Genomic DNA, 17115 nt, shown 5'->3' on the forward strand with positions numbered 1-17115 from the left:
AATGGAGCACTTACTGGATCGAAAGAAAAGCGGTGATCGTCGAGTGATTCTCGCTCAATATTCGTATCCAATAAGCGCATACCCTGATGCATATCAAAGTGTAGTTCTCAGGGTACGAATGACTATACTTCGCTCAAAGCTGACATTAATTCCAGCGCTAATTTTTCAAAAAAATGCAAATGCCTTTTCCCCAAGAAAATTTCGGCCAGGTACTAAAAACCTAAACCTTTACATCCATGAGGTGGAATGCCTTTAGAAAGCTCTTTTTGTTTTGCTCGAATATTTTATGGTCTGGATGATTTATTGAGCGTTTCTCTTCAAGAAATGCTGGTGCGACACACCCCCAGTTCGAATTCCTTGCGAAGTAGACGACACAATCGACATTACTTTCTTTCCATTGGTTCGAGACGTCGTGTTTGAGATCAGAAGCGGCGACTGTTTTAACTTGAATTCGATAGTAGTTTGGTCCATCAGAAATCAATAAATCAGTTTGATGTCCGTGATCTAAAATAGGTAAGAATACTTGCCATCCATCCTGCATTAGCCATGAAACCACCATGCTTTCAAATGAAGTATTTTTTAGAGCTTGATGCGTACCCTTTTGCGTTTGAGTTAGGCGACGTGGCATTTCACTATCCTCTGTAAGCCTTTCAAGCGACCACACCTCGGCACTTAGGAAATGCCGAGCATCCCCAGAACTGCCGCCCTTGATGTTCACCTCGTTTAACCAATCGCTTTACCATCTGTGCACCACATTTTGGGCACTGAACGCCCTCATCAGCGGAATTTGATTTATTGGTCTTCTGCTCAATGATTTCTTTAACGTGCTGGCGATGCGCACGAGAAGTTTGAATTGAACGTGTTAGCGCATTTGATTCAATCTTATCTCTAATTACACGCACTTCCTCAGTGCTCAACACAGGCATTTTCTTGGCTTGAATAAAATTAATATAACGTGCACCAAAGAAAACATTGTCCGGCATTTGTGACTTAAATTGGCTATCACCGATAAATACAATCAGCGAGTAAATCTGTTCATCGGTTAGTTGCAGTATTTCTTTGAGTACTTGGGTATGTTTGTAGTTTTGATGCAACGGATTTTGAAAGTTATATTTATTGCGGTAAATAACCTGAGTCCATGTCTTTTGCTTCTCAGAACCGAAAATCCAACCGCGGAAGTACTTTGTCTCAACAACAAATACGCCATAAATCGAGACAATAATATGATCAATTTGTGTAGTGCCGTCATCAGTAGGTAACGTCACATCTTTTATGAGGTGGTATTGGTTTTTATCTAAATGAATTTTCGCGGCAAGGTTCACTAAAAACTCACCGAGTTTTCCTTTGAACCACGACGTATTGAAGATTTTGATAACAACAAGCAGCAACGCCATAGCACCAAGATACTTAAACATATCGGTGTTTTGCTGAAACGCTGACAGCAGAATATCCATATTCATTTTCTCCATTTTCGTCTCGTGACTGGCTAATATATCGCCATAGAACCGCTAAGCAGTCAAACATAAAAAAAGGCGAGCTAAAAAGCTCGCCTTTTTCATCACATCAAAACCAATCAACGATAACTATCAACCGCTGGGCAGCTACACATCAAATTTCGGTCGCCGTATACGTCATCAATACGGTTCACGCTTGGCCAGAACTTGTTGATTTTAACCGCAGCTACTGGGTATGCAGCCACTTCACGGCTGTATGGGCGTTCCCAGTTGGCGTCAACGATGTCTGCTAACGTGTGTGGTGCGTTGTGTAATGGGTTATTGTCTTGCGCCCAGTCACCTGCTTCAACACGTTTTGCTTCTTCGCGAATGCTAATCATGGCTTCAATGAAGCGGTCTAGCTCAGCTTTTGACTCTGACTCGGTTGGCTCAACCATTAAGGTGCCCGCTACTGGGAAGCTCATGGTTGGGCTGTGGAAGCCATAGTCTTGCAAGCGTTTTGCTACGTCCATTTCAGTTACGCCGCTGGCGTCTTTCAATGGGCGTAAGTCAATGATGCACTCGTGCGCAACGCGGTCGTTACGGCCTTTGTACAGAATTGGGTAATGCTTGCTTAAGTGCTTGGCAATGTAGTTGGCGTTCATGATTGCCACTTCAGTTGCTTCGCGTAAGCCGCGGCTGCCCATCATGACAATGTACATCCACGAGATTGGCAGAATGCTTGCGCTGCCGAATGGTGCTGCAGAAACTGCGCCGTTGGCTTTGTCGGTACCTTCAATGGTAATCACGCTGTGATTCGGCAAAAACGGTGCTAAGTGTTGTTTAACACCAATTGGGCCCATACCTGGACCGCCGCCACCGTGTGGAATGCAGAAGGTTTTGTGCAAGTTCAAATGCGAAACGTCAGCACCAATATAGCCCGGCGATGTAACGCCTACTTGTGCGTTCATGTTGGCGCCGTCAAGGTACACTTGGCCACCGTGCGCGTGCACAATTTCACAAATGTCTTTAATGCCTTCTTCGTACACACCATGCGTTGATGGATACGTAACCATGATGCACGACAAATTGTCGCCGGCTTCAGCGGCTTTCGCTTTCAGGTCGTTCAGGTCAACGTTGCCGTTCTTATCGCAATCTACCACCACCACGTTCATGCTCATCATTTGTGCAGAAGCTGGGTTGGTGCCGTGTGCAGAGCTTGGAATCAAGCAGATGTTACGGTGCGCGTCGCCGCGGCTCTGGTGATACTTCTGAATCGCCAGCAAGCCAGCATATTCACCTTGAGCACCCGAGTTTGGCTGCATAGACATCACGTCGTAGCCAGTAATATCCACTAACCACGTTGACAAGGTGCTCAGCAATTCTGCGTAGCCTTGTGCTTGGTCTGCTGGGCAGAACGGGTGCAACTGACCAAACTCAGGCCAGGTAACCGGAATCATTTCTGCAGTTGCGTTCAGCTTCATGGTGCATGAACCCAACGAGATCATGCTGTGGTTCAACGACAAGTCTTTGTTTTCAAGCTGCTTGATGTAACGCAGCATTTCAGTTTCTGAATGGTAGCTGTTGAACACTGGGTGTTCCAGAATTGCACTTTCGCGGCGCAATGCTGCTGGAATTGACTCAACGTCGCCTGAGGCAACGCGTGAATCCAGTACGTCAACTTCTAAGCCGTGGTCATCACCGAATAGCACTGCAAACAATGCAGCGACGTCGTGACGGGTTTTGGCTTCATCAAGGCTTACGCCAAACTGGCCGTTGCCATCAACACGTAAGTTAATTTCTGCTTGGTCAGCGCGTGCTAACACGGCATCGGTATCGCCTTCCAGCTTGAAGGTTAGCGTGTCGAACCAATGGTTATTAACCAGTTTCACGCCCTTTTCTTTCAAGCCCAGCGCCACAATGTCAGTTAAGCGATGAATGCGTGAAGCGATTGTTTTCAGGCCTTGCGGGCCATGGTATACCGCGTAAAACGAAGCCATATTGGCTAACAGAACCTGCGCGGTACAGATGTTTGAGTTGGCTTTTTCACGGCGAATGTGTTGCTCACGCGTTTGCATGGCCATACGCAGTGCTTGGTTGTCGCGCGAGTCTTTTGACACACCAATGATACGGCCTGGCAACGAACGCTTGTACTTGTCGCGGGTTGCGAAGAATGCAGCGTGTGGGCCACCATAGCCCATAGGTACGCCGAAACGTTGGGCTGAACCCAGCACCATGTCTGCGCCCATTTCACCCGGTGACTTCAACAGCACCAAGCTCATGATATCTGCAGCAACGGCAACCACGCCTTTGTTCGCTTGAATGTCGGCAATCAGTTTTTCAATGTTATGAATTTCACCGTTGCGATCTGGATATTGCAGCAATGCACCAAATACGTCCTGACTGTCGGCGTCACGTGCTGGGCCAACTAAAACTTCAAAGCCAAACTGTTCGGCGCGGGTTTTAACCACGTCAATTGTTTGCGGGTAAACGTTGTCCGCAACGTAATAGGTGTTTGATTTGCTCTTGCTTACGCGCTTGGACATTGCCATGGCTTCGGCAGCCGCGGTTGCTTCATCAAGCAACGAGGCGCTGGCCAATTCAAGGCCGGTTAGGTCCATGGTCATCTGTTGGAAGTTCAAAATAGCTTCTAAACGACCTTGCGCAATCTCTGGCTGATAAGGCGTATAAGCGGTGTACCAACCTGGGTTTTCTAACACGTTACGCAGAATAACGTTGGGCACTAGGGTGTCGTAATACCCCATACCAATAAATGACTTGTAGACTTTATTCTTGCCGGCGATGGCTTTCAATTTAGCCAGCGCATCGCGCTCGGTCATTGGTTCGCCAACTGACAAGAATGGGTCGCGGCGAATCGCGCCAGGAACGGTGTCTTGCGTGAGCTCTTCGAGTGAATGAACACCCAGCTCTGCTAACATTGCTGCCGTTTCATCAGCACTTGGGCCAATGTGACGCGCAATAAATTCACCGTGATTTTCTAACTGCTTCAGCGTGGTCGTAGTCATTTACTTCAGATCCCCTAGCTTTCGGGTTGATACAAGACATTTGAAACACAAAACCCCGGTGCAAATGACCGGGGCTTAGCAACAAAACGAGCTGTTATTCTTCGTCGATAACTGCTTGATAACCTTCGGCATCAAGCAAGCTTTCAACTTCAGTTGGGTCTTCGGCTTTGATTTTGAACAACCAGCCGTCACCAAATGGGTCATTATTTACAGTTTCTGGTGCATCTTCTAAATCTTCGTTAATTTCAACAATTTCACCAGCAATTGGTGCATAAATGTCAGAAGCTGCTTTTACTGATTCTGCAACGGCAACATCATCACCGGCAGCAACATTGGCACCAACATCTGGCAGCTCAACAAACACCATATCGCCTAACAAATCTTGCGCGTGCTCAGTGATGCCGACAGTAAAAATGCCGTCGCCGTCGTTACGCACCCATTCGTGCGTTGATGCGTACTTAAGTTCCTTTGGGATGTTGCTCATGTTCTGTTCCTCATTTTCTGTTCTTCAGAAAGGTAATAAATGCTTAGGCAAGTACTGACTTACCGTTACGGACGAAGCTTGGTTTGACCACGCTTACTGTAACTAATTTTTTGCGAATTTCCACCTCAACGCTGTCACCGACTGTGGCCGGCACGCGGGCCATAGCAATCGAGAAGCCTAAGGTTGGTGAAAAGGTACCTGATGTGATCACGCCTTCTGCGCCATCAACCACTACTTTTTGACCGTGGCGTAGCACGCCTTTTTCTTTCATGACCAAGCCAACCAACTTATCGTGGCCCGCAGCTTTTTGCTGTTCAAGCACTGCACGCCCAATAAAATCGCGATCAGCCGGTTCAAAGGCAACGCTCCACCCCATATTTGATTCTAGTGGTGTAACGCTTTCGTCCATATCTTGACCGTACAAGTTCATGCCTGCTTCTAAACGCAGTGTATCACGGGCGCCGAGCCCACATGGTTGTACGCCAACATTTAACAGGTCGTCCCACAGCTTCTCAACTTTGTCGCCAGGCACAACAATTTCGTAGCCTTTTTCACCGGTGTAGCCGGTGGTCGCGATAAAGTAGTCACCTGCTTGTACAGACATAAACGGCTTCATGTCTGCCACTGGCGCAAATGCTTCGTCGCCCAGTACTAGCTTAAGTTTTTCTGCAGCTTTTGGCCCTTGCAACGCCACCATACCGAAACTTGGTTGTTCTGTGATGGTTACTTTGAAGCTTGCCGCAACGCTGTGAATCCAGTCCATGTCGCGCTCGCGGGTTGCGGAGTTCACAACCAGGCGATACGACTCGTCACTGAAGAAATAAACGATAAGGTCATCAATTACGCCGCCTTGTTCGTTCAGCATGCCGCTGTAAAGGGCTTTACCCGGAATGCTGAGTTTTGCAACGTCATTGGCTAACAGGTAGCGCAGGAAAGGTTTCGCATCAATACCGGCCACATCAACAATTGTCATGTGCGACACATCGAATACGCCTGAGTCGTTGCGCACCGCATTGTGTTCTTCTATTTGCGAGCCGTAATTCAGCGGCATGTCCCAGCCGTGGAAGTCGACCATTTTCGCGCCAGCTTTCACATGCGCGTCATATAAAGGAGTGCGATTTGCCATGAGCTAGTTGTCCTTTTTTGGTGTCGATGCGCCGAAGTTTTCACAGTGCTTGCGCATTCAAAAAATTAGGGCGAATTATAGAACTCTAAGGCCCCCGCAACAAATGAATATTACTTATACATTCATAAATATTTTAAATATATTTGATATTCATATAAGATTCAGTAATGAAACCCATGAGAATAGGGGCTGCAGCATGCAACATCTCCCGTTAGAAGCGCTACGTGCATTTATAAGTATTTATGAATTGCAGAGTTATACCGCTGCCGCCCAACAATTGAATCGTTCGCAACCGGCAATAAGCTTGCAATTGCAGCGCCTTGAAGACTTACTTGGCGTGTCGTTATTAAGTCGCAGCGGTGGCCGTATTCATCTGACCCCTTCTGGCGCAGAGCTGCTTGATCAAGCGCGGCTGTTGCTCGGCCTGAATGATCAAATCTTTGCGCGCTTTACCGAGCCCAGTGTGTCGGGGCAAGTGCGCTTAGGTATTCCAAGCGAGTTCGCCAGTAAACTGTTGCCGCAGGTGCTTGGTCAGTTTGCGCAGGCCTATCCGAATGTTTCGCTGTCGGTCACATCGGCGCTTAGCAAAGACTTACTCAAAGACGAACAAGCGCATTTTGACTTAGTTATTGCCTTAAAAGAGCCCGATAAGCGCGTTACCCGTCCCGGTTTGATTATCTTAAAACAAGAACCTTTAGTTTGGGTGGGCAGCCACAGCGAAATCGGTGGTAGCAGTGAAGCCCTGTCTTTGGTTGTGGCGCCCGAAGGCTGTATTTATCGGCGGCGCGCTTTAGCTGTGCTACGACAAGCCAATACGCCGGTTCGCATCAGTTACACCAACGCGGATTTCTCGGGCCTCACGGCCGCCATTGAAAGCGGTTTGGGGTTAACGGTGTTGGCGCAAAGTACGGTGCCGGACAACTTAGCGCGATTGCAACGTAGCCACTACCATGCGCTGCCTGAACTTGGCGAGGTAAGCGTTGCGATGTGGCAAGCCGATGCCGACAATCAAGCCGCCACGCAGCTTGCCCAGTTTATTCAAGAACGCATCTAGCGGCTATTCGCCCAGCGCTGCTTTTACCAGCATACGTTTGATAGGCGCCGTGCTATTGGCCACTTTAAAGCCCACACCGCGCACCAATTTAAGTAACGGATTGGCACTGCCGAAACCACGTTTGAAGGCTTCCATTGCGGTGATCATGGTAAGCGCGGCAGCTTTGCGCTTGCGCTCCCAGCCTCGCAAGCTGCGCTGGGACGGCGATTGCTCAAATACCGCGAGTAAATCAATAACATCACCAAAACCCAGGTTAGCCCCCTGCCCCGCTAACGGGTGAATGCTGTGCGCGGCGTCGCCGATAATCAGCAAGCGGTCTTGCAGCCACCGCTGCGCATATTGCATGCGCAATGGAAAGCCAACCCGCTGTGACGCTAACTGCAGGGTGCCAAGGCACTGATCACTCGCGGCTTGCAACTGGTGTATAAATGTTTTGTCGTCATCGGCAAGCAACTGCTGTGCATAATCCGAGTCGGCCGACCATACCAATGACACATGGTGTGGATCATGCAACGGCAGCCAGGCCACCGGCCCTGTCGGCAAGAACACCTGCCGTGCTACGCCTTGATGCGGTTGCTCAGTTTCAATGACGGCGACAATGCCGGTTTGTTCGTAGTCCCAAAAGCTAATGGGTAACTTCGCACGTTCGCGAATGGCTGAACGCGCGCCGTCTGCGGCAATTAAATAGTCACCGTGCAATTGCTGGCCTGAACTTAAGGTTACGTGCGCATGTTCGGCATCAACCTGATGCGCGGTCACTTCTTCTTCGGCGTGCATGACCACACCGCTTGCTTCAGCGGCATCCCATAATGCTTGCTCTAACACGCGGTTTTCAACAATCGCACCAAGGTCATCCGCATCAACTTCTGCCGCGGCAAAGCTAATCTCACCAAAACTGTCGTGGTCCCACACCTGCATGCCGGTGTACGGGCCCAAGCGTTCGCTCGGAAGCTTCTGCCACACGCCAAGGTTTTGCAGTAATGCCCGGCTATGATGCGCCAGTGCGCTTACGCGCAGCTCGGTTTGTTCGCTATAGGTCGGTCGGCCAGAGCGCTCAACCATGTGCACGCGGTGGCCTTGCTGGCGTAAGCCTAAAGCAGCGCTTAAACCAATCATGCCGCCACCAACAATAATGACTGTCAGGGCATTCGTTTGAGTTGTCATAGGTCACGGAACCCCATCGTTTGTCGCGCAAAAACATGGCGCAACGGCGGTAAGTTATCTAACCCAAATAAGGCTAAATTACGTCCCATAATCAATGGTGCATAGTGGTTGGAAAAGCCACGCACTAAACTGTCCGTTAACCCAATAATATGCTTGTAGTCGGCTTGGCGCGCTTGGTTGTAACCACTTAATATTGCGTAGCTGCCGGGGTCGGTGGCATTGATGAGTTTTGCACTCAACTCAATGGCGTCACGCACCCCTAAATTAAACCCTTGCCCGGCAATTGGATGCAAGGTGTGCGAGGCATTCCCAATAATGACCGTACGATGGGCAATGCTGGTATCTGCCAAGTGCAATTGCAGGGGGTATTGCACCCTGTCGGTAACCGCTAAAAAGCGACCGGCACGGTAGCCAAAGGCCTGCTGACAAGCTGCCAGAAAGTCATCATCGGCACTTGTTAATGTGCGTTGAGACTCTTCAGGGCTTAAGCTCCAAACCAGTGAGGCTTGGTTATTCGGTAAAGGCAATAACGCAATGGGGCCGGTTTCCGTGAAACGTTCGTAGGCCCAGCCTTGTAATGACTCAGATAAAGTCAGTGTGGCGATAATACCGGCTTGTTTATAGTCGGTGTGTTGCATGGTAATACCGGCATCGGTGCGTACTTGAGAACGCTGCCCGTCGGCACCAACCAGCAACAGCGCTGAGCTTGTGTGCTCGGTGTCATTCACCGTGTAGGTGATTTGAATGGCGGCAGGTTGGCGTTCCGCACGCACAAACCACGCACCGCCAACCCAATCAATATTGTCCTGCACCTGACACGCCTCATACAACGCCTTGTTCAGCGTTGCTGCGGCAATCACTTGCCCCATTGCTGGCACACCATGCTGGTGCGCGTGCAGTCGTGTCATCCCTAAATGGCCGCGATCGCTCACATGAATGTGTTCAATCGGGCTCGCCTTGTCCGCGATAGCTTGCCAAATACCTTGGCGCTGCAATAGCGATACGGTGGCGGCTGCCAGCGCAATGGTGCGCTTGTCTTGGGCGGGGCCTTGTTGTTGCGGTTCAAGCACGCGAATACGCCAATCGGGCCGGCCACGTGCCAGCAGCAATGCGGTCAAAGCGCCAACCAGACCGCCGCCAGCGATGATTACTGGCTGCTGTGCTACTGAGCCATCCATTGCTCAATCTCTTCAACTGTTTTAGGTACGCCTTGTGTCATGTTTTCATAACCTTGTTCGGTAATAATGACATCGTCTTCGATGCGAATACCTATACCATGCCATTTTTCATCAACATCGGCTGTGCCTTTGGGAATGTAGATACCCGGCTCAATGGTTAACACCATACCCGGTTCAAACTTGCGCTTTTTACCGGCTTGGGTGTAGGTGCCTACGTCATGCACATCAAGCCCTAACCAATGGCCTAACCCATGAATCATCAACGGCCGAAATGCGTCATTTGCTATCAGTTCTTTTAGGTTGCCCTTAATAATGCCAAGTTCATGCAAGCCTTCGGTTAACGCCTTGCCCGCCGCAACCATAGCTTTTTGCATGTCGCTGCCCGGCTTTAACGTATCAAGCGCTGCCTGCTGAGCGGCAAGCACAACGTTATACAGCGCCTTCTGATCGGCGCTAAAGCGTCCGTTGACGGGGAATGTTCGCGTAATATCACCGGCATAGCCTTGATATTCAGCGCCTGCGTCAATCAATAGCAGGTCGCCATCGCGCAGCTCACTTTCGTTTTCGGTGTAATGCAAAATACAAGCATTTTCACCGCTGCCACAAATGGTTCCGTAGGCTGGCGAAAGCGCGTTTTGCATGGCAAATTCATGGTGAATTTCTGCTGCAACCTGGTATTCAAATTTACCCGGTTTCACAAATTTCATCGCACGCTTGTGTGCATCAACACTTATACGCGCGGCGTGGCGCATAAGCTCAAGCTCTGCGGCACTTTTTACTATGCGCATATCGGCTAACCACGGGTTAATATCAACCCACGAATGCGGCGCTTGATGGCCTTTTTTCGGTGAGGCACGCAGCTCATCGGCCAGCGCGTGCAGTTGCCCGGCGAGTTCTGGCTTGTCATGCGGGTAATAAACTTGTTCCGCGCCATCAAGAATGGCAAATAAGTGATCGTCCACATCGTCAATGCTGGCGGTAAAGTCGACGCCCAAAGTTTCCCGTGCGCGGTCAACACCAAGACGACGGCCGTGCCACACTTCATCGATTGGGCTGCTCGGCTGACAGAATAACTGCACCGGGGTTTCGCTATCTGGCGCAAGAATCAACAGTGCATTGGGTTCGTTAAAGCCAGTAAGGTAGAAAAAGTCGCTGTCCTGACGAAATGGAAATTCCGTATCGCGGCTACGCGTTTGCAATTGTGCACTTGGAATAACGGCCACAGCCGCAGGCGACGACTTTTTTAAAAGTTTTAATACGTGGGCGCGTCGCTTTTTGAATTCGGCAGAAACTTGGGTATGTGACATGTGAACCTACATCAGAAACGGGTCAGTGAATTAATGTAAAATCTTATTGGTGACACAATCGGTGCCGGCTCGCTGGCCCAACTCGTTAAAGCACAACATGGCGGAAATCCGTAAATACTCCACCACTTCATAGTAGGCGCGCTCGCCTTCTTCGTCGTCATCCACGGCAAAATCAAGTTTTGCAATTTCGACCATGTCGTCAATAACTTCGCGAACATCGTCAGATAGCCCCGCCAAGTTAGTTTGATTCACACCAAAACCAACCAGATAGGACTGTACCCAACCGATCATGCTACCAAGGCGTTCAACTAAAGCTTCGTGGTCATTCGGCAATAACAGGTTAAAGCCTAAATCCGGATCGCGCATGCTGGCGCATACGTCTGCGGCCATCTCGATAAGCTGTTCTTTGACGACAGGCTTAAACGATTGACCTTCATGGATTAAGTCGCTCAGTAGCGTCAACCAATCTTCGCCTTTCAGGCTGGCGCCGCTCGCAACCATTCCGGTTAAAATGCCGTGAACTTCGGCCGCACTGGATAATATTCCTTGCTGCTCGAAGAATTCGTTTAACTGGTCGTAATTAAGTGGTTTAGCATTACTGCTACCCGTTTCAGACATAGCTATATTCTCTTTACGTTCTTTACGCACATCCTACCATATTCTCTTTACGTTCTTTACGCACATCCTACCATTGCAAAGCTATTCAGGCTAGCTGACAAAGGCCGGTAGGACGTGTCATAATATTAGCAGTGTAATTAATAAGAATAGTTCAAGCACAGAGGAAGCGGCATGAGTCAACGCACCATGGACATAAGATTGATGGAACGTCACTACAAGGTGAATTGTCCTGCTGGACAAGAAGTGGCGTTGCAACAGGCCGCCGACCGCTTAAATAAAAAGCTCGAAACTATTCGCGGGGCAACGAAGTTATCAAACCCTGAACAAATTGCGGTTATGGCGGCGTTGAATTTATGCCATGAATTTGCGCAAGATGAACAACGTAAACAACAGTACATTGTTGATTTAGAAGAAAAGCTGAAGTTGTTGCAAGAAACGCTTGAGCAAGTAATGGCCGAGCAACGCCCCGGACGTTAGTACAAAGAATTATGACTGCCTGGGATGTGCGCCAGCACGCCGATGTCCCTGAGCCGATGCTAGCAGTAAAGGGGCTCACTGGGCGACTATTGTGCAAGCTCGACATGTATCGAGAAGCCTGCGGTCGTTTCAATTGCGCCCCGCCTTGAACCAGTGGGTTCAAGGGCCAAGGCACGCAGCGGCATTCTGGGTGGTCACCCTTTCGAAAAAACCAGTACGCAATTAGATATTGAAGAGCGATATTAGATATTAGTCAAAGTCCAACCCGCTAATATCTAATATCTAATATCTAATATCTAATATCTATTACCGTTTTTGCTTTTCTTTTTGCACGATGGTGCGGACGTCGGATAGCAGCTCTTGTGCATCGTAGATGATGCCATCTTTGATGGTGTAGCGAATGCCTTTGGTGCGCATTGGCTCATTGTTTTCGTCGAGCTTGTAGTGGCCGGTACCGTACAGCACCTTAAAGTTTGCTAGCGGGTTTTCGTCAACCACAATTAAGTCGGCTTTTTTGCCCGGCACCACACTGCCAATTTCATCTTCAAGGCCAAGCGCTTCGGCGCCGTTAAGCGTTGCAGCTTGAATCACTTCAAGCGCATTGAAGCCTGCTTCACGTAATAATTCCAACTCGCGGATGTAACCAAAGCCGTATATTTTGTAAATGTAACCGGCATCCGAACCTGTGGTGATGCGACCACCATGGTTTTTAAAGTCGTTTAAGAAGGTCATCCACAATTGGTAATTCTTGCGCCATGCAATCTCTTCATCGGTGGTCCAGTCAAACCAGTATGAACCGTGCGCATAACGGCTTGGCGTAAAGAAGTCCCACAGTTGCGGTAAGGTGTATTCGTCGTGCCAAATTGCCTGACGCTCCCGCATCAAGTCACGGCTTGCTTCATAAATAGTAAGCGTGGGGTTAATGGTAAAGTCGAGCGCTATCAACTCATCACGTACCTGATTCCATTTCTCTGAACCCGGCTCTGCAGCTTGTGCCCAGAGCTTACCTGCTTCACGGAAGCGATCTTGTTCGTTGTTGTAGTTGTAATCGGCCGGGTAATTTTGAATTTGCTGGCCGGTAAATAGCGCTTCTGGCAAACCATACCAGTGCTCCATGCTACCCAAGCCTAAACGGGCAGAGTCAATAACGCTGGTACGTACCACGTTCAACTGTGCATGGTGCATCATGGTGCCAAGCTTTTGCTGGTTGGCTTCATCAAGCGCCGCCGCCATCACTTTCGGGGTTGCACCAAAGAATTTTATCCCGGCTGCACCCTGTTTCTTGATACCGCGTACCCAATCACGTGCTTGTTCGCCATTAAAAATAGGAGCGTCAGCGCCCATTCCAAAACCTGCGTATGGGATAAGTCGCGGTGAAACAATCGAATTCTTCTCAGCCTGTTGCTGATGCCACTTGGTCCAGTCCAGACCGTTAAAGCTGCCCGGTTCGCGCACCGTGGTAATCCCGTGTGCCAGCATGAGCTTCAGCACATATTCGGCTGGAATGCCTTCAGCAGAGCCACCAATATGGCCGTGCATATCAATAAAGCCCGGCAATACGTATTTACCGGTTACATCCAGTTCGGTGTCGTTAGGCCCAGCTTTCGGCCGCCCTTGCGCTTTAATTGGTACTCCGGGGTTGCCGACACTCACCACATTCACAATGCGATCGTTTTCGATAACGATATCAACCGGCCCTTGCGCAGGTGCACCTTCACCGTTTATCAAGGTTGCCCCGCGTAGAATTAAACGCGTGTATGGGCCGTCGCCTTGGTCGCCCCGAGCTGGTGCTTTTGGCGGTGCAGCGACAGCTGTACTGGCTATCACAAAGGTCAGGGTTAACGTGGTCAGTAATTGGCGTATCATGGTATAACTCACTGTTATTCGATTTATTATGCAACTAAGGATATCAGCGCCGTGTCGCAACAGCAATTACGCAGCCACCTTCTTAACGCACGCGCTAGCCTATCTGCCGCAGAGCGCGATGATGCGGCGCGACAGGTCGGTGAACACTTACGTAACTTACCTGAGCTGCAGCAATCTTGCACACTCGGCAGCTATTTTAGCGTGCGTGCTGAGCTACCCACCCATGCCATAAACCAACACCTTATGGATGCGCAGCATCAACTTGCTTTACCCATTTTGCACCCTATTCTTGCGGGGCATTTGTTGTTTCTGCAGCTCAGCGAAACCACCCAATGGACCCACAACAAATACGGTATACCTGAACCCGAATTAAACGCGCAGCACATTGTGCCGCTGCAGCAGATGCAAGTACTGCTAGTGCCGCTGGTGGGATTCGACCGCAGTGGCAACCGCATGGGTATGGGCGGTGGCTTTTATGATCGTACCTTAAGCGCCTGGCACAAGGGGCATATCAAAAACCTACTGCCTATTGGCTTAGCACTTGATTGTCAGTTGGTGGATGAACTGCCCAAAAACCCTTGGGATGTGCCGCTACCGATGGTGATTACACCCGCGAAAACATGGGACTTTCGCAGTTAAGACTGTATACTCAAAGGCCATAGATAACTGACTGTGGGAATCCGTATGACGACCTCTCAAGACCTACTCAAAAAGCAAGCCGCTGAAGCCGCACTAAAGTATGTAGAACCCAACACCATTGTGGGCGTTGGTACCGGCTCAACGGTAAATTTTTTCATTGACGCACTCGCGACCATGAAGAATGACATTGAAGGCGCGGTTTCAAGCTCGGAAGAATCTACAAAACGTTTGAAAGCCCATGGCATTGAAGTTGTTGAGCTCAACAATGTTGGCAACCTGCCCGTTTACATTGACGGCGCCGACGAAATTGATGAGCACCTGCGCATGGTGAAAGGTGGCGGCGGCGCACTGACGCGCGAGAAAATCATCGCTGCTGTAGCCGATAAATTCATCTGCATTGCAGACGAAAGCAAGGTGGTTGGGCGCTTAGGTAATTTCCCGGTGCCGATAGAAGTGATTCCAATGGCTCGCTCTTACGTTGCCCGCGAGATTGTAAAGCTCGGCGGTGACCCTGTTTGGCGACAAGGGTTTACCACCGACAACGGGAACGTCATTCTGGATATTCATAACTTTGATATCTTAGACCCTGTTCAACTGGAGCAACAATTGAATAGTATTGTAGGTGTTGTCACCAATGGCCTCTTCGCCAAACGCGGCGCCAATAAAGCAATTATCGCAAGCCCCGCAGGCTTAAAATTTATGGAGTAGCAATGAACGACGTGACCGCACCACAGGTTTCACTGGCCAAAGAGCGTATTCAAATTTTATTGCTTGAAGGTGTGCATGACAGTGCTATTGAAGTGCTTAAACAGCATGGCTATACCAACATTCGGGCACTCAAAACATCGCTCAATGAAGATGAACTGTGCGAAGCAATTAAAGATGTGCACTTTATTGGTATTCGGTCACGCACGCAGTTAACGCCGAAGGTGTTTGCTGCGGCCGAGAAACTGGCAGCGGTTGGATGCTTTTGTATTGGCACCAACCAAGTTGATTTAGAAGCTGCACGCGACCATGGCGTGGTGGTATTTAACGCGCCATTTTCAAATACCCGCAGTGTGGCCGAGTTGGTGCTTGCAGAAATTATCATGCTGTTGCGGCGTATTCCGGAAAAGAGCGCGTCAGCGCACCGTGGCGGCTGGGATAAAGCTGCGAAAGGTTCATTTGAAGCCCGCGGCAAAATTTTAGGCATTATTGGGTACGGGCATATTGGTAGCCAACTGAGCATACTCGCCGAACAGCTTGGTATGCAGGTGCGTTATTACGATATCGAAACCAAATTGTCGCTGGGTAATGCTCTACAGGTGCGCAGCTTAAATGAGCTGCTTAGCCAGGCGGATGTTATTACGCTGCACGTTCCTGAAACCCCGCAAACCCAGTGGATGATTGGCGCAGAGCAACTGGCCAAAATGAAGCCTGGCGCGGTATTGATCAATGCATCACGCGGCACTGTGGTGAAGATTAATGCATTGGCTGATGCGCTTAAATCAGGGCACTTAGCTGGGGCTGCAATCGATGTATTCCCAGTTGAACCCAAAGGCAACAACGAGCAGTTTGAGTCGCCACTTCGTGGTCTGGATAATTGTATTTTGACGCCGCACATCGGCGGCTCGACCCAAGAAGCACAAGAAAACATTGGCATTGAAGTGGCGGGCAAGCTGGTGCGTTATTCCGATAACGGTTCAACGTTGTCTGCGGTTAACTTCCCTGAAGTGGCCTTGCCAACCCATGCTGGCGCACGCCGGTTGCTGCATATCCACCAAAACCGCCCGGGCATGCTAACGCGCATTAACCAATTGTTGGCCGACAACAACATCAACGTTTCCGGCCAGTATCTGCAGACTGACAGCAAAGTCGGTTATGTGGTGATTGATATCGACACACCACCGAAAAGCACCATTGCCGACGACCTTTTGGTTGAGATGCGCGCCATTGAAGGCACGATTAAAGCGCGCGTACTCTACTAACAAAAACGCCGACATCTTGTGTCGGCGTTTTGCTATAAGGCTTAAGGCTTAGCGGTTGCCTTTAACCGTTTTCTCCATCGATTCTGGCGACACGTGACGTACGTCTTTGCCTTTCACGAAGAAGATAATGTACTCCGCAATATTCTGGCAACGGTCACCAATACGTTCAAGTGAACGCGCCGACCACAACACATTCATGACTTTCGGAATACCACGTGGGTCTTCCATCATGTAGGTCATTAATTGGCGTGTGAGCGCTTCATATTGACGGTCAGCTTGAGCATCCATTTGATGCACTTCATAAGCTGAATCAAGATCCATACGCGCAAATGCATCCAGCACACCTTGCAGCATGGCGAGTACTTGTTGGCCTAGATTTTCCAGGCTCACCAAAAACTGCTGCTGGTCGTTGTTGAAACTCTCAAGCGCGACACGTGCAATGCGCTCAGCTTCATCGCCAATACGCTCAAGATCAGAAATGGTCTTGAAGATGGCAATCACTAACCGCAGGTCGCTAGCTGCTGGCTGACGCTTGGCAATAATTTGCACACACGCTTCGTCAATTTGAACTTCTAACGCGTTGATTTTGTAATCGCGCTGCAGAATCTTTTCTGCCATTTCGTGATCAGACTTTTCAATGGCATGCAACGAATCACGCAGTTGCTGTTCCACCAAGCCACCCATAGTGAGTACTTGGTTACGAACCGCTTCAAGTTCATCGTTAAACTTACCGGAGATATGCCGGCTCATATTGTTTTTATCCATAGCCTTCTCCT

General features: G+C 49.5%; 16 protein-coding genes and 1 other RNA gene. 6 read left to right on the plus strand and 11 right to left on the minus strand.

Annotation, left to right across the window (positions count from 1 at the left end; all coding sequences use genetic code 11):
- Positions 1-220: 220 nt before the first annotated feature.
- The 5 genes from EGC76_RS10350 to gcvT form a co-directional block, all read right to left on the minus strand.
- A complete protein-coding gene (locus EGC76_RS10350; RefSeq protein WP_128352931.1) occupies positions 221-628 on the minus strand; it encodes a hypothetical protein in 408 nt (135 codons plus the stop codon).
- Positions 629-650: 22 nt separating this feature from the next.
- Entirely contained in the window at positions 651-1454 is an 804-nt protein-coding gene (locus EGC76_RS10355) for an NERD domain-containing protein (RefSeq protein ID WP_128352932.1), read from the minus strand.
- A 119-nt stretch (positions 1455-1573) separates the two neighbouring features.
- Positions 1574-4459 carry an aminomethyl-transferring glycine dehydrogenase gene (gene gcvP, locus EGC76_RS10360; RefSeq protein WP_128352933.1) on the minus strand — a complete coding sequence of 962 codons (2886 nt, stop codon included), beginning with the start codon at positions 4457-4459 and terminating at the stop codon, positions 1574-1576.
- 94 nt (positions 4460-4553) lie between these two features.
- A complete protein-coding gene (gcvH, locus tag EGC76_RS10365) occupies positions 4554-4943 on the minus strand; it encodes a glycine cleavage system protein GcvH (RefSeq protein ID WP_128352934.1) in 390 nt (129 codons plus the stop codon).
- 43 nt (positions 4944-4986) lie between these two features.
- On the minus strand, positions 4987-6069 hold the full coding sequence (gcvT, locus tag EGC76_RS10370; RefSeq protein WP_128352935.1) for a glycine cleavage system aminomethyltransferase GcvT: 1083 nt from the start codon (positions 6067-6069) through the stop codon (positions 4987-4989).
- A gap of 196 nt (positions 6070-6265) precedes the next feature.
- Here gcvT and EGC76_RS10375 point away from each other — a divergent pair, with 196 nt between their 5' ends.
- Positions 6266-7123 (plus strand): LysR family transcriptional regulator, encoded by an 858-nt coding sequence (locus tag EGC76_RS10375; protein ID WP_128352936.1) that lies wholly within the window; start codon positions 6266-6268, stop codon positions 7121-7123.
- 3 nt (positions 7124-7126) lie between these two features.
- On the opposite strand, the gene EGC76_RS10380 is transcribed toward EGC76_RS10375, so the two are convergent.
- Genes EGC76_RS10380 through EGC76_RS10395 form a run of 4 tightly spaced genes read right to left on the minus strand, consistent with a single transcriptional unit; the run spans position 7127 to position 11390 of the window.
- Complete coding sequence (locus EGC76_RS10380) at positions 7127-8287, minus strand: UbiH/UbiF/VisC/COQ6 family ubiquinone biosynthesis hydroxylase (protein ID WP_128352937.1); 1161 nt, start codon at positions 8285-8287, stop codon at positions 7127-7129.
- Complete coding sequence (gene ubiH, locus EGC76_RS10385; protein WP_128352938.1) at positions 8284-9465, minus strand: 2-octaprenyl-6-methoxyphenyl hydroxylase; 1182 nt, start codon at positions 9463-9465, stop codon at positions 8284-8286. Before ubiH ends, EGC76_RS10380 begins: the two co-directional genes overlap by 4 nt.
- A complete protein-coding gene (gene pepP, locus EGC76_RS10390) occupies positions 9450-10772 on the minus strand; it encodes a Xaa-Pro aminopeptidase (RefSeq protein ID WP_128352939.1) in 1323 nt (440 codons plus the stop codon). The genes ubiH and pepP overlap by 16 nt, the downstream gene beginning before the upstream one ends.
- A 30-nt stretch (positions 10773-10802) precedes the next feature.
- On the minus strand, positions 10803-11390 hold the full coding sequence (locus EGC76_RS10395) for a UPF0149 family protein (RefSeq protein ID WP_128352940.1): 588 nt from the start codon (positions 11388-11390) through the stop codon (positions 10803-10805).
- 171 nt (positions 11391-11561) lie between these two features.
- Between EGC76_RS10395 and zapA the strand changes: the two genes are divergently transcribed.
- Positions 11562-11867: a cell division protein ZapA gene (zapA, locus tag EGC76_RS10400; RefSeq protein ID WP_128352941.1), complete on the plus strand. Its 306-nt coding sequence runs from the start codon at positions 11562-11564 to the stop codon at positions 11865-11867.
- A gap of 13 nt (positions 11868-11880) precedes the next feature.
- Positions 11881-12064: non-coding RNA, 6S RNA (ssrS, locus tag EGC76_RS10405), on the plus strand.
- A 109-nt stretch (positions 12065-12173) separates the two neighbouring features.
- Here the strand turns inward: ssrS and EGC76_RS10410 are convergent.
- Positions 12174-13733: an amidohydrolase family protein gene (locus tag EGC76_RS10410; protein ID WP_128352942.1), complete on the minus strand. Its 1560-nt coding sequence runs from the start codon at positions 13731-13733 to the stop codon at positions 12174-12176.
- Positions 13734-13784: 51 nt separating this feature from the next.
- Here EGC76_RS10410 and EGC76_RS10415 point away from each other — a divergent pair, with 51 nt between their 5' ends.
- Genes EGC76_RS10415 through serA form a run of 3 tightly spaced genes read left to right on the plus strand, consistent with a single transcriptional unit; the run spans position 13785 to position 16339 of the window.
- On the plus strand, positions 13785-14372 hold the full coding sequence (locus tag EGC76_RS10415; RefSeq protein ID WP_128352943.1) for a 5-formyltetrahydrofolate cyclo-ligase: 588 nt from the start codon (positions 13785-13787) through the stop codon (positions 14370-14372).
- Positions 14373-14417: 45 nt separating this feature from the next.
- A complete protein-coding gene (rpiA, locus tag EGC76_RS10420) occupies positions 14418-15080 on the plus strand; it encodes a ribose-5-phosphate isomerase RpiA (protein WP_128352944.1) in 663 nt (220 codons plus the stop codon).
- 2 nt (positions 15081-15082) lie between these two features.
- The gene (gene serA / locus EGC76_RS10425) at positions 15083-16339 is read left to right on the plus strand and encodes a phosphoglycerate dehydrogenase (RefSeq protein ID WP_128352945.1); all 1257 of its coding nucleotides are present in this window, start codon (positions 15083-15085) and stop codon (positions 16337-16339) included.
- Positions 16340-16387: 48 nt separating this feature from the next.
- Here the strand turns inward: serA and phoU are convergent, their stop codons facing one another.
- Entirely contained in the window at positions 16388-17104 is a 717-nt protein-coding gene (gene phoU / locus EGC76_RS10430) for a phosphate signaling complex protein PhoU (protein WP_128352946.1), read from the minus strand.
- Positions 17105-17115: the final 11 nt, after the last annotated feature.

This window comes from Pseudidiomarina gelatinasegens (assembly GCF_004025325.1).
GTDB classification, from domain to species: domain Bacteria; phylum Pseudomonadota; class Gammaproteobacteria; order Enterobacterales; family Alteromonadaceae; genus Pseudidiomarina; species Pseudidiomarina gelatinasegens.